Raw genomic sequence first — 13,000 nt, forward strand, 5'->3', positions numbered from 1 at the left:
GGGCACACAATAAGCAGGCCCTCCCCGGCAGGGATGCCGGGGAGGAGCCTCCAGGGATGGATTTACGGCGTGCCTGTGTTTGTGTGCCCCACACTTCGTATTGTCCCCGTCAGCGGTTGCGTCCGTATTGTTCGTGAGACGACACCCAATCTGATGAGCTAATGGCTGAGGCTAAAGAGATTTCTCCCGCTAAGGCTACCGAGGCAACGATTTCGGCGAATTTATACACCTTGTTTTTGCCATAGCAATCGATAAGTTCTAAGCACTCACGCTGAGTGCCCATTCCAGTGCCACTACCATAGGTGGCCACTATTAACGAAGGAATAGTAATAGACACATACAAATCGCCTTCATCAGTAAGCTCTGAATACATAATAGCAGCCGATGATTCCGCTACGTTCGCAACATCTTGCCCCGTAGCAATAAACATGGCGGTGATACCATTAGGTGAATGCAAGCCTGTATTATTCACCCCAGACAGAAACGAGCCTACCCCAGCCACCCTGCCGTGATAATCAATTTGCTTTTAGGCTCTACTCGCATAATTTGCAGTAAATGCTCACGCTTTATCGTGGCCTCTGCGGTTACCCGTTTACCACGAGTACGCATAATATTTATTTGCGAGGCTTTTTTATCGGTAGCAAAGTTAGACTCTAAGTAGAAGTTTTCAACACCTTCATAATTATCTAAAATCCACCCGCACGCCGCAAAAGTAGCCCGCCCCACCATGTTTTGCCCTGCCGCATCACCGGTTAAATAGTTGAAACGCAAAAACGCAAATTTGTTTGATAAGAAGTGGTCAATATAAGTGAGCTTGGCAATGCTCGAGGTTGCTTCAGCCTCTTCGCGAATTTTGCTGATGTTTTGGTTTACCCAAGTAACAAAATCTCTTGCCCCGCGGGCATCGCTAAAAATGAAAACCGGAGCTCGCTGCATGGCATCATCTACCACCGTAGCCTTTACCCCACCACTCATATTAAGCAGCTTCATGCCCCGATTATACGAGGCAACCAAGGTGCCTTCTGTGGTGGCCATTGGCACAACAAAATCGCCCTTCGCGTGTTCGCCATCAATAGTTAGTGGCCCTGCAATGCCAATGGGCACCTGAGCTACACCAATAAAATGCTCAATATTACCTTTCAATTTGTCTGGATCGACCGAGTACTTGCCAACATGATCGATTTTGGCGCCAGTAAAACTTTCAAAGTATGACTGACGCTGCTTAATGATTTTATCGCCATAATCGTCGTGATCGTCACGGGGAATATGCAACTTGCGATTGGTAGGAGAAGTCACATTATCTTCTACTTCAAATTTAAGCTTTCCAAAAGGTGACGCTGAAAAACAAATACCAATTTTACGTTTTTCAGGGCTGACTTCTTCATTCAGTTCTAGGTGTACGGTAATGACTTGTCGTAATGAAAATGGCATGCCCCCCGCATCGTTAAGTGCTTTGAAGCTGATATCGCTATCGTTGCTACTTTGAATAGAAATTTTGTGACTAGGGACTTTCTCGCCATCAAATGAAATCCATTTCAGCTCTTTTAGTGTGGCATCTTTTAAACGGTTTTTAAGTGCAAAGGAAACGCCGTTGTCAGTTTTGGTTAGGCTTCCATGAGTATATAGCTGCTTGAGTAAAATACTTGGTACAAACATGTGAGTTCCTATTCCGTTTTGGTTAAGCCACTGCGTGAATTAAGTACACTACTTTTTTATAGTACAACCTTTGTACAGTATCACTAACCTTTTGCATTTCCATCAATTTTTAACCACATTTAAATTTGAGCCATTTCATCAAAACTTCATTAAATTTTGCGCCAACACCCTATGAATAAAGGGCAGCAAACGCCCTGACTTCGCTTTATTCGGTATACCGAAGCGCCTTCATCTAACGTTTACATCGTCAAGGCTTTACCCAAGACCTCTTGTCGGTATTCAGGTTTTCGCTGTTTAAAACGCATCGATTGCTGATTAAGCGCTATGTCCATAGGGAAATGGCAACTGAATACCATTTTTTTTAATTTCATGGGATGAACTGTTATGAGAAAAGGACTATTCCGTCATCAGGCAATGCAGCCTACCTCGCCATTTCAAGGCGATCTATTGATGACGCCTCGAGCATCCCATATGGGGATAACGGCAATACTACTTTTATGGATAGTGGGTGTGGGGATATATCTCACAACGGGTAGCTATGCCCGAAAAGCCACTGTAGAAGGATGGTTAGAGCCCTCCCATGGCGTACTAAGGCTGTACGCCGACGCCCGAAAAGGCCGCATATCACAAGTGTATGTCAGCGAGGGCCAAAAAGTTAAAAAAGGCGAGCCATTATTGTCGATTGAATACGGGGTTCAGCAGCCACAAGGCGAAACCGTAGAGCTAAAACTGCAACAAGAGCTTCTCGCTAAGAGAAAGCGGATAAGCGACTCGTTGGCGCGCACCATTAGTATTCATAAAAGCAACAATGCACAGTTATTAAAGCAACTTCAACACGCGCAAAAAGATGCTGAAACAATACGCCATATTTTAGCGATTTCTTATCAACAGTGGCAGTTAGCACACAATCAATTTACGTCACTTGAAGTGTTACGCAATGCTGGCCATGTGAGTAACGCAGATTTCGATAGCTATAAGCTTGAGCTTTTAAGTAGCCAGCAACAATGGAAACAAGCTGAGCGAAATAACCTGAAAAGCGAAGCTGAAGTAAGCCGACTGACACATGAAATTGCCGGTTTACCCCAGATTCAAGCCAATGAGCGCACCGTACATGAAAACCAACTCAGTGATATCAACCAACAGTTACTGACGTTAAATCGTGATCGCCAGCGAATTCTTTATGCAACGCAAAATGGTGTGGTTTCAAGCTTGCAAGCTAGTGCTGGGTTAATGGTCGATCAAAACAGACCACTACTCAGCTTACTTCCAGAAAATTCCCCGATTGAAGCACGATTGTTAGTACCCGTGCGCGCCGCCGGCTTTATCGCTAATGGGCAACAGCTCGCTATTCGATACGATGCTTTTCCTTATCAGAAATTTGGTTTGCAAGAAGGACAGATAATTAGCATCTCCGAAACTATTTTACTGCCAGGTGAGTGGGCGAACGCGCCTTTAACCGTGAGCGAACCGGCTTATTTGGTTACCGCTCGAGTAAATAGCGACGCCATTATTGCCTATGGAAACCCGGTCATGCTTAAGGTTGGAATGACGTTTTCAGCAGACGTAGCGCTTAGCCAGCGTAGCTTACTGGAATGGATTTTAGAGCCGCTGCTAAGCGTCACGAAAAGGTTGTAATTATGACTATTGCTCACGGATTTACCTCACCTGTACTCAGCGCTTTGTCACCTAAAAACAAAGTGCCGGTAGTGCTTCAAACTGAAGCTGCTGAATGTGGCTTGGCCTGTGTGAGTATGGTGGCGCAGTATTATGGCGACAAACGGGATATGACCCACCTTCGCCAGCACATTAGCGTTTCACTTCGCGGCATCACGCTTAAAGATATTATGGATATTGCGCAGCAAATGGCATTTCAATGTCGCGCACTAAAAGTTGAGCCACAAGATTTATCTCAACTAACCCTGCCAGCAATTCTGCACTGGGATATGCGTCATTTTGTTGTGCTGACTAAGGTAAAGCAAGAGCGATTAACCATACACGACCCGAGTATTGGCAAACGCACTTTCACCTTTGATGAGGCGAGTAAACACCTAACGGGAATAGCGTTAGAAATTACGCCTAAAGACAATTTTTCGCCACCACCCGCAAGGCCTTTACTAAAGCTAAGAAACTTCTTTACTCGCACGGTAGGGTTTAAACGTAATTTAGCGACCTTGCTGGCGCTGTCTGCATTACTTCAACTGTTCGCTTTAGCCTCTCCTTATTACGTGCAAACCGTGGTCGATGATGTGTTATTGCAAGGGAACCAAGCATTATTAACCGCGCTTGCTATTGGGTTTACTTTTTTGCTACTGATAAGCATCTTCACCAGAGTGTTGCGGCGCTTTCTGATCCTTGCTGTATCAAGCAGGCTTCAACTTCAAATGTCGGCTTCCGTCTTTCAACATTTACTCTCTCTACCGCTGGATTTTTTCGCCAAAAGGCACGTGGGCGATGTGGTGTCTCGATTTGGTTCCCTCGCACATATTCGTGAGTTCCTCACTACGGGGCTTGTGACTGCATTTCTCGATGGCGTATTGGCCATTATCACGCTCGTCGTGATGGCCCTTTATTCCGTTAAGCTTACATTGTGTGTGGTGCTAGTAGTGGCAATATATCTACTTTTTCGCATCGCGTTAATACCTGTCACTAAGCGACTCACAACAGAGAAAATTGCGTTAGGCGCCACCGAGCAAAGCCACTTTATGGAAAGTGTTCGGGGTATGCTGCCTATTCGTGTCTACCATCAAGAATCCCAGCGCCATAGTCAGTGGCAAAACAAGTTAGTCGCCACTTTGAATAAAGACATTAGTCTGGGAAAACTCAATATTGGAAGCGATGCGGTAAACCAGATTTTATTTGGTATTGAAAACATCGTTGTAATCTTTATTGCGGCATCTTTGGTAATGGATAATATGCTGACGGTAGGAATGATGCTTGCCTTCATCGCTTACAAAACCAAATTCACTGCCGCAGTAGACGGCCTAGTGTCGAAATTTATCGAATTGCGAATGCTGGCCGTACACTTTTCTCGTTTGAGCGATATTGTACTAACAGAGCCTGCTGAAACCACAGTACTGTCACAACAATCTAGCCCCTATACAAACGTACCTTCAGTCTCAGGTGCGACCTCTTCCCATGAAATCGCTTCAAATACACCAGTTATTCACTTAAAAGCCCACAACCTTAGTTATCGCTATGGTGAGGGGTGTAAATGTATTTTTGAAAACCTCAACTTATCGGTTAGCGCAGGGGAAATAATTGCCATCGTTGGTGCAAGCGGCAGTGGAAAAAGCACCTTACTTAAATGCCTGATGGGCCTGTATGCACCGTTTGATGGAACGGTTAGTCACAATACAATTTCATCAAATCATTCCCCAGTCATTGCGTCTGTATTGCAAGAAGACATGTGCCTTTCTGGCTCTATGGCTGAAAACATTAGTTGTTTCGATGAGATACCGAATCAAGAAAAGGTTATACGTGCCGCCCAATTAGCCTGTATCCATGACGAAATTTGTGCCATGCCTATGCAATATCACTCGTTGGTCGGCGATATGGGAAGTAGCTTAAGTGGTGGTCAGAAACAACGGCTACTGCTTGCGCGAGCGCTATACAGAGAGCCCGACATCTTGTTTCTTGATGAGGCGAGTAGCCATTTAGATATTCACAACGAGCACATTATCAATACCCATTTAAAGGCGCTCAATATTACCCGAATAATGGTTGCCCATCGCCCTCAAACGATTGCCCTTGCAGATACTGTCTATCAGTTGGTAGACGGCACTCTGCAGCACAGCCCAGCTTCTGAAGTAGTAGAAGAAAATAATAATACCCCACTAGGAGATTCATAATGATAACGCCCGAAGTTAGAGAATCTACACCCTTGCTCACCGATATTGAGCGTCAACAAATCGTTAAGCATGTAGATAACTTAAACAGTAATGCCCTTCCTATCGACACCCTGTCTAAACGCGAGCTTCAGGTTGCGCGAAAGATCATGGAGGGCTTGTCGAATAAAGCGATAGCAGCAGAGCTATTTATTAGCGAACGCACCGTTAAGTTCCACTGCGCCAACATCTACAAAAAACTGAAAATAAGCAGCCGCACCGCGCTCATCGCAAGTTGCTTTCGATCGATTTACCACCCCCTAAGGTTGGCCTAACCGCTACCCTTTTTAACTACACTAAAACGCTTATATAAGGAGCGAAAAATGCAACATAACATTCATAGCTATACACAAGAAAATACGCAAAAAAACACATTGAACGGCTCTGACCTTCACCTTAAAGCCCAAGAACTACTGCAAGTCACTGGCGGGAAGTCTGGGGTATCTGCAGACGCAGACAAAGACCCCATTCGCTTTGTTAAACAACCTGTCTACATCACCCTAGCGATTGGTGAGGACGGCGGACAGTTACCCGATTTATTGTCATAGCAGATTAAGGAGGTTAAGCAGTCCTCCTTTTACCACTTAAAAAGGATATTTCAATGCAGATTGCATTAATAGGGAGCGAGAGTGACCCACAAATTCTACATGTGGCTGAAACCTTAATTGCCGATAAAAACGACCCCTGTATTATCAATACCAACTACTTTGGTGAGCACTGGCAGCTCAGCTACGACCCAGATTTTAATGATGGCCTGTTACATTTTAACCAGCCTACCCGCAACGGTCTGTTTCGAATTCCTCTATCGGACATCACATCTGCCTATTGGCATCAATATATTCCCCCTTCGGTGAAACCCTCTGATAGTGTGTCTTCACAATGGTTAGATCAGGAATATGCCAGCACCTTGTTATGTTGGTTTTTATTCAGTGAAACTAAGTGGGTTAATGGTATTGACGCCATTCGCGCCCATCACTGCAAACCGATTCAATTGCGAATGGCAAAAAAGCTAGGCGCTAAGGTGCCATATACCTACATAGGTAACGCTAGTGATGTAGCTTTACAGTTTTGTGCGAACATAGGCGAGGTGGTCTATAAGCCCGTTAAAGGCGGCGAAACAGCGAAGTTCGTGCAACAGGGCTATGATACTCGCGGCTTAGTACAGGCTTTGTTAAAAGAGCGCCCTGTCACTTTTCAGGCATTTATTGAAGGGACAAATATTCGAAGTTACGTACTTGGCGATGAAGTGGTCAGTGTACAAATAGACTCTCACAACCTCGATTTCAGAGAAGATATAAACGCACGGCCTTTACTGACGCCCCTTCCTAAACCAATGCAGGATTTATCACGAAAGATATGTACTGGCTTAGGCATGCATTGGTGCGCTATCGATTGGCGTAAAAATACCAAGGGTGAATACTATTTCTTAGAAGCCAACCCTTGCCCTTTCTTCTTGTTTGTTGAAAACGAGACTGGTGTTGATATTACCGGCCGTTTAGTGAAATTATTAACCACATAAAAAAAGAGCGCATTTAAATAAATGGGCTCTTTTGTGTTACTAGCCCTAGGGCTTTATAGAATGAAGCGCGATAGATCTTCGTTTTCTACAAGCGACTCTAAGTGGCTGTTTACGTAATCTTCGTCAATCACGAAAGACTCACCGCTTTTTTCAGACGCATCAAACGAGATATCTTCCATTAGACGTTCAAGTACCGTGTGCAAACGGCGCGCACCAATGTTCTCAGTGCGTTCGTTCACTCGCCATGCAGCTTCAGCAATACGCTGAATGCCTGATTCCACGAAATCGATATTCACGCCTTCGGTCAGCATAAGCGCTTTGTATTGCTCGGTAAGCGACGCATTTGGCTCGGTAAGAATACGTTTGAAGTCACCTACTTCTAAGGCTGATAACTCAACGCGAATGGGCAAACGACCTTGAAGCTCAGGAATAAGATCTGACGGCTTGCTCATTTGGAACGCCCCAGAAGCGATAAACAAAATATGGTCTGTTTTCACCATGCCGTGCTTGGTCGATACCGTTGACCCTTCTACCAAGGGTAGTAAGTCACGCTGAACACCTTCACGCGATACATCGCCTGACGTATTGCCTTCACGCTTACAAATTTTGTCAATCTCATCCACGAACACAATGCCGTGTTGCTCAACCGACTCAATCGCTTTTTCTTTTAAGTCTTCTTGATTCACCAAACGTGCGGCTTCTTCTTCCACCAGCATTTTCAGTGCATCTTTAATTTTTAACTTCTTCTTTTTCTTTTGTGAACCCGACAAGTTTTGGAACATACCTTGAAGCTGATTGGTCATTTCTTCCATTCCAGGAGGCGCCATAATTTCTACGCCTACTTGTGGAAGTGCCACATCAATTTCAATTTCTTTGTCGTCTAAATCGCCTTGGCGAAGCTTTTTACGGAACGCTTGGCGTGTGCCTCTATCTTCAACGTCTTCTTTCTTACCCCATGCATCTTCAGGAGGAGGAATAAGTACGTCAAGAATGCGCTCTTCCGCTGCTTCTTCAGCGCGGAATTTCACCTTTTTCATTTCAGTTTCTTTGGTCATCTTCACGGCAATGTCAGCAAGGTCGCGAATGATGGTTTCTACTTCTTTACCCACATAGCCCACTTCGGTGAACTTAGTGGCTTCAACTTTAATGAACGGCGCATGCGCTAATTTTGCCAAGCGGCGCGCAATTTCAGTTTTACCCACACCTGTTGGGCCAATCATAAGAATATTTTTAGGCGTTACTTCTTGACGCAACTCTGGTTCAAGTTGCATACGGCGCCAGCGGTTTCGAAGTGCAATCGATACCGCACGTTTAGCATCTTGCTGACCAATAATGTGTCGGTCTAGCTCATGAACAATTTCTCTAGGTGTCATTTCAGACATGCATAAACCCTTTTCTGTTTTGGTGCTACTGCATCGATAGCAGGCACAAGTCGCTGTTTATTTTTAGTTAAACAGCCACTTAGTAATCGAGTACGTCTACCGTTTGACTATGGTTAGTGAATACGCAGATATCACCGGCTATGGTCAAACTTTTCTCCGCAATTTCTTTTGCAGTCAGTTCGGTGTTTTCCAGCAAAGCAATAGCAGAAGCTTGGGCATAGTTGCCGCCTGAACCAATAGCAATCAGGTCATTTTCTGGCTGAACTACGTCGCCGTTACCGGTAATGATGAAAGACGCGGTTTCATCGGCTACGGCTAATAAGGCTTCTAGCTTGCGCAGCATGCGATCGGTTCGCCAATCTTTGGCAAGTTCGACCGCCGCCTTGGTCAAATGACCTTGGTGGGCTTCAAGTTTTGCTTCAAAGCGTTCAAAAAGGGTGAAGGCATCGGCGGTGCCGCCTGCAAAGCCAGCTAATACTTTATCGTGGTACAAGCGGCGCACTTTACGTGCATTACCTTTCATTACGGTATTGCCGAGTGACACCTGACCATCGCCAGCCATCACAACTTGATTTCCACGTCTTACAGATACAATCGTTGTCACGTTTAATCCCCGTTTAAGGTGGGCGCTATCGCAGACTCGGGCGATAACTGAAAAAAGACTTTGTTATGAAATGGGGGAAGGGTTTTCGTTTTCAAGGGGAGCAGTTAAAACGGGCAGCTAAAAGGGGCTGTTAAAAGAAAAAGCAGTGAAGACGTATTTAGTCAACGGGTACGTATTAAAGCGTTAAGCGCTACAAAGGAGTATGAGGTGGCTATTATGAGATGGTTATTATGAGGTGAATATAAGGCATCCACCACATCATGCGGTGAATGCCCTTATTAATGAATAATGAGTAATAGATAGTGAACAAAAAGCGTTTACGCTTATAAATTCCAGTACCAAATTTGGCAGGTCGCAATATTCACTTTACGAAGGCTGTGCTTGGCTTTTTCTGCATCTCGTTTCGATTCAAATGGCCCTAAAATAACCCTGAACCATTCGCCGTTGCTGCCAGAACTCTGACGAATAAGTGCTTCTAAACCTTGAAAGGCAATTTTCGCTTTCATTTCTTCAGCTTGAGCGCGGGTTCTGAACGACGCGCACTGCATAAGGTAACGTTTGTCTGATTTTTCCTGTTCGGCAACGTCTACTTCCACTTCATACCCTGGCAGAGTACGAATATACTCCCACTCTTCTTTAGGCAATTCGGGCAAAGCTTCTTGGGTAGGCGCTACAGGGCGTACAACTTCGGTATCTACCTCAGAGCTGGCGTTATCTTTAATAGACCATAAGAAAACCGCAAAGCCGATAAGCAATATCACCACAATAACAAGGCGAACAATAGGGAATGAGGCAGTGGGGCCACTCTTCACCTGTGATTTACCGCGCTTTTTATTTTCGGGCTTCTTTTTTTGTGGTGCTTTACCACGAGATACATAATCGCGTTGAGCCATATTCGGCAGTTTTCCTACTACTTATCGTTATTTTAGATGGGTGATGCCATGAGACGAAGACATAGTGCACAACCCTGAAACACTTGTATACATCAGTGTTAAGATTTTACCGTAATAGGAACCTGTGTGCTAACTGAAATCGGTGGGGTCGATATCTACCGACCAACGTACTTTTGCCGCCTGCGGTAACCCTTGTAAATACGGCAGAGCTAGCCGCAATGCGTTATGTAACGGCGCACGTTTTTCATGACTGCACACCAGCATAAAGCGAAAACGCCCTTGTCGTTTTTCAATTAAACAGGGAAATGGTCCACTCATTTGCGGTACTAAGCCCTTAGAATTTGCGTTTGCAGTATTTGAGTTTGAAAGCACGCCCCTAGCCTGCTGCAGGAATGCATAGGCCGATGAGCTCTCGGTTGCCTCTGCCCGAATCACAAATTGACTAATATAGGGTGGCAATGCAGACGCTTTTCGCTCCATTAACGCATGGCGAGCAAAGTGGGCATAGCCGTTGTTCACTAAATCTTGTAATAAAGGGTGGTGAGGATTGTGGGTTTGCAGCCACATTTCTCCGGGTTTACTGGCTCGCCCTGCTCGCCCTGCAAGCTGCGTAACGAGCTGCGCTAGCTTTTCAGGAGCTCGAAAGTCAGCACTAAATAGCGCCCCATCGCAATCTAACACCACCACCAATGTAACGTGAGGAAAATGATGCCCTTTCGATAGAATTTGGGTACCTACCAGTATTTGGTGTTCTTGGCGGTTAATAGCGTCGAGGGTTTGATGTAGCTTGTCTTTTCCTCTTACCGTATCACTGTCTATGCGCACGTGTTTGGCATCGGGGAAGAGCTTCATTAAACCTTCTTCTACCTGCTCGGTGCCCGTCCCCGCCGTTACCATTTCATGGCTGTGGCAAGCTTCACACTCTTTGGGCATTGAACGGGTAGCACCACAGTGGTGGCATTGCAGCCTGTTTTGCCCTTTATGCACGGTATAAGGCCTATCACAACGCTTACACATTGCCGTGGTGCCACAGTGATGACATAAAAGCGCAGGGGCATAACCTCGTCTATTCACAAAAACCAGAATCTGGTTCCCTGCATTTACATGCTGGCGCATAATTGTCAGCAAGCCTTCTGAAATGCCGTAATGAATAGGTTGGTCTCGGGCATCTAGTAAATACTGCTTGGTACTTTGCGCCCCTGCGGCGCGCCGTGTTAGTTGCAAATGCGCAAAGCGGCCGTTTAACGCGTTATTAAGCGTTTCAAGCGCTGGGGTAGCGCTGCCGAGCAACAAAGGAATACTGTGCTCTTTGGCACGCATAGCCGCTAAATCACGGGCGTGATACCTAAGCCCGTCTTGTTGTTTAAATGACTCATCATGCTCTTCATCAACGATGATCATGCCGGGGTTTTTAAGGGGCGTAAAAATCGCTGAGCGAGTACCAATGATAATACCGAGTTCGCCTGCCCTTGCCCGCTGCCATACCGATAATCGCGCGGCGTCTGTTAATTGAGAGTGCAATACGCCTACAGGAATATTGAAGCGCTTTTCAAACCGCGAAACGGTTTGCGGCGTTAAACCAATTTCAGGCACTAAAATAAGCACTTGTTTACCGGCTTTAAGCAAAGGTTCAATAGATTGCAGATACACTTCGGTTTTACCGCTACCTGTCACCCCTTCAAGCAAGCTAATCGCAAAGGTGCCATGTTGCTGGTTTAATGCCGCTATCGCGACCCCTTGCTCTTTATCAGGTACGGGCTTTTCGCCAATTTCGAAGGTATCCAACCACGCTTGTGCAGTAAGTTCAGGCGTAATGTCTACGAGCTCAATAAGTGCTTTATCTAATAACGCTTTCACTACTGCGGGTGAAAAATGCTTACGCGCTTCGCTAGCAATAATTGATGTGGTTTGAACCGCTTTTAAGCAGCTCATTTGCTTTGGAGCACGGCTTAAACTTTTAACATCGGTATCAGCACCTTCTGGTGTGACTTGAATATATTGCGCGGGGGATGGCGTGGCTGGCTCACCTTTACGAAGTGGTACGGGAAGCATGGCATGTATCACTTCCCCAGGCGCATGGTGGTAATACTGCCATAACCAATGCGCCATTTTTCTTAGCGATTCGTCGATAACAGGTGCGCTATCTACCACCTCAATAATGGCTTTTATCTTACTGGTATCATCTATGTCTACACCGGATTCAACCACAATGCCTACCAGTTGACGTGGCCCGAAAGGCACTTTTACCCGCACACCCGGTTGTAAAGTGTCGGTATGAGAATAGGTAAATAGCTGGCGAAGCGGCACAGGTACAGCCACCTGAATGAATACCATTAAAATTGATGCCCCAAAATTGATGAACGTAAAGTGAGTAAACGTAAATTCAGAACCGCTAATGATCTGGCATTTAAACATAATGTCAAATAAGGGAAGGGAATTTATTTTAGCCCGTGAGCTTGATTAACGCCGCCCCTGTTTACTTCGCATACAAAAAGTGCTTGATCACTTTAGTTGCTTCCTTTATTATGCGCCGCTCTTTTGCGGCTGACTGCAATTACTGCGGTTGGTCATTGAATTTAAAGTTGCGTATGGTGTTTGGCTTCGGGCCAAATAGCGATACGGCCTCATATTGAAGGTAATCCAAAATGAAAGATGGTATCCACCCAGAATACGCTGAAATGACAGCAACATGTTCTTGCGGCAACGTAATGAAAATCCGTTCTACTCTAGGTAAAGATATTAACCTAGACGTATGTTCTGCATGTCACCCATTCTACACTGGTAAGCAACGTAACGTTGATACCGGTGGTCGTGTTGACCGCTTCAAGAAACGTTTCGGTGCTTTGGGCGCTAAATAAGCTCAGTACTCAGAAACACGATGTTTCTTTAAAAAAAGCGCCTATCGGCGCTTTTTTTGTATCTGCGTTTTGTAAGTGGAGTTTGTAAGTGGGTTTTGTATTTTTTCGTATCTGCATTTTGCATCCTCACTTCATTCTGTGTTCAACCAATACCGTGCTCGCGCCTTATAGAGCAGCTAGAGCAGCGAAGTGGAATGCTCGGCT

At 45.3% G+C, this 13,000-nt stretch carries 12 protein-coding genes; 6 read left to right on the forward strand and 6 right to left on the reverse strand.

Features of this window, described 5'->3' with window-relative positions:
• Positions 1-109 precede the first annotated feature (109 nt).
• Together AMBT_RS23205 and AMBT_RS18945 are read right to left on the reverse strand one after the other, a co-directional pair.
• On the reverse strand, positions 110-457 hold the full coding sequence (locus tag AMBT_RS23205; RefSeq protein WP_417873850.1) for a hydroxymethylglutaryl-coenzyme A reductase family protein: 348 nt from the start codon (positions 455-457) through the stop codon (positions 110-112).
• A gap of 32 nt (positions 458-489) precedes the next feature.
• A complete protein-coding gene (locus AMBT_RS18945; RefSeq protein WP_417873852.1) occupies positions 490-1,656 on the reverse strand; it encodes a hydroxymethylglutaryl-coenzyme A reductase family protein in 1,167 nt (388 codons plus the stop codon).
• Positions 1,657-2,040: 384 nt separating this feature from the next.
• On the opposite strand from AMBT_RS18945, the gene AMBT_RS18950 reads away from it, so the two are divergent.
• Genes AMBT_RS18950 through AMBT_RS18970 form a run of 5 tightly spaced genes read left to right on the forward strand, consistent with a single transcriptional unit; the run spans position 2,041 to position 7,059 of the window.
• Positions 2,041-3,291: an HlyD family secretion protein gene (locus AMBT_RS18950; protein WP_041452625.1), complete on the forward strand. Its 1,251-nt coding sequence runs from the start codon at positions 2,041-2,043 to the stop codon at positions 3,289-3,291.
• 2 nt (positions 3,292-3,293) lie between these two features.
• Positions 3,294-5,504 (forward strand): peptidase domain-containing ABC transporter, encoded by a 2,211-nt coding sequence (locus AMBT_RS18955; protein ID WP_013786266.1) that lies wholly within the window; start codon positions 3,294-3,296, stop codon positions 5,502-5,504.
• Complete coding sequence (locus tag AMBT_RS18960; RefSeq protein WP_013786267.1) at positions 5,504-5,815, forward strand: helix-turn-helix domain-containing protein; 312 nt, start codon at positions 5,504-5,506, stop codon at positions 5,813-5,815. The genes AMBT_RS18955 and AMBT_RS18960 overlap by 1 nt, the downstream gene beginning before the upstream one ends.
• A gap of 48 nt (positions 5,816-5,863) precedes the next feature.
• Positions 5,864-6,088: a hypothetical protein gene (locus tag AMBT_RS18965; protein ID WP_013786268.1), complete on the forward strand. Its 225-nt coding sequence runs from the start codon at positions 5,864-5,866 to the stop codon at positions 6,086-6,088.
• Between the two features lie 53 nt (positions 6,089-6,141).
• Positions 6,142-7,059: an ATP-grasp domain-containing protein gene (locus tag AMBT_RS18970; RefSeq protein ID WP_013786269.1), complete on the forward strand. Its 918-nt coding sequence runs from the start codon at positions 6,142-6,144 to the stop codon at positions 7,057-7,059.
• Between the two features lie 53 nt (positions 7,060-7,112).
• Here the strand turns inward: AMBT_RS18970 and hslU are convergent, their stop codons facing one another.
• The 4 genes from hslU to priA form a co-directional block, all read right to left on the reverse strand.
• Positions 7,113-8,441, reverse strand: coding sequence for an ATP-dependent protease ATPase subunit HslU (gene hslU / locus AMBT_RS18975; protein ID WP_013786270.1), 1,329 nt, complete (start codon positions 8,439-8,441; stop codon positions 7,113-7,115).
• A gap of 79 nt (positions 8,442-8,520) precedes the next feature.
• Complete coding sequence (hslV, locus tag AMBT_RS18980; protein WP_013786271.1) at positions 8,521-9,045, reverse strand: ATP-dependent protease subunit HslV; 525 nt, start codon at positions 9,043-9,045, stop codon at positions 8,521-8,523.
• Positions 9,046-9,368: 323 nt separating this feature from the next.
• Positions 9,369-9,938 carry an SPOR domain-containing protein gene (locus tag AMBT_RS18985; RefSeq protein ID WP_013786272.1) on the reverse strand — a complete coding sequence of 190 codons (570 nt, stop codon included), beginning with the start codon at positions 9,936-9,938 and terminating at the stop codon, positions 9,369-9,371.
• 129 nt (positions 9,939-10,067) lie between these two features.
• Positions 10,068-12,272: a primosomal protein N' gene (gene priA, locus AMBT_RS18990; RefSeq protein ID WP_013786273.1), complete on the reverse strand. Its 2,205-nt coding sequence runs from the start codon at positions 12,270-12,272 to the stop codon at positions 10,068-10,070.
• 311 nt (positions 12,273-12,583) lie between these two features.
• On the opposite strand from priA, the gene rpmE reads away from it, so the two are divergent.
• On the forward strand, positions 12,584-12,796 hold the full coding sequence (gene rpmE, locus AMBT_RS19000; RefSeq protein ID WP_013786275.1) for a 50S ribosomal protein L31: 213 nt from the start codon (positions 12,584-12,586) through the stop codon (positions 12,794-12,796).
• The last annotated feature ends 204 nt before the right edge of the window (positions 12,797-13,000 follow it).

The organism is Alteromonas naphthalenivorans, assembly GCF_000213655.1.
GTDB lineage: Bacteria > Pseudomonadota > Gammaproteobacteria > Enterobacterales > Alteromonadaceae > Alteromonas > Alteromonas naphthalenivorans.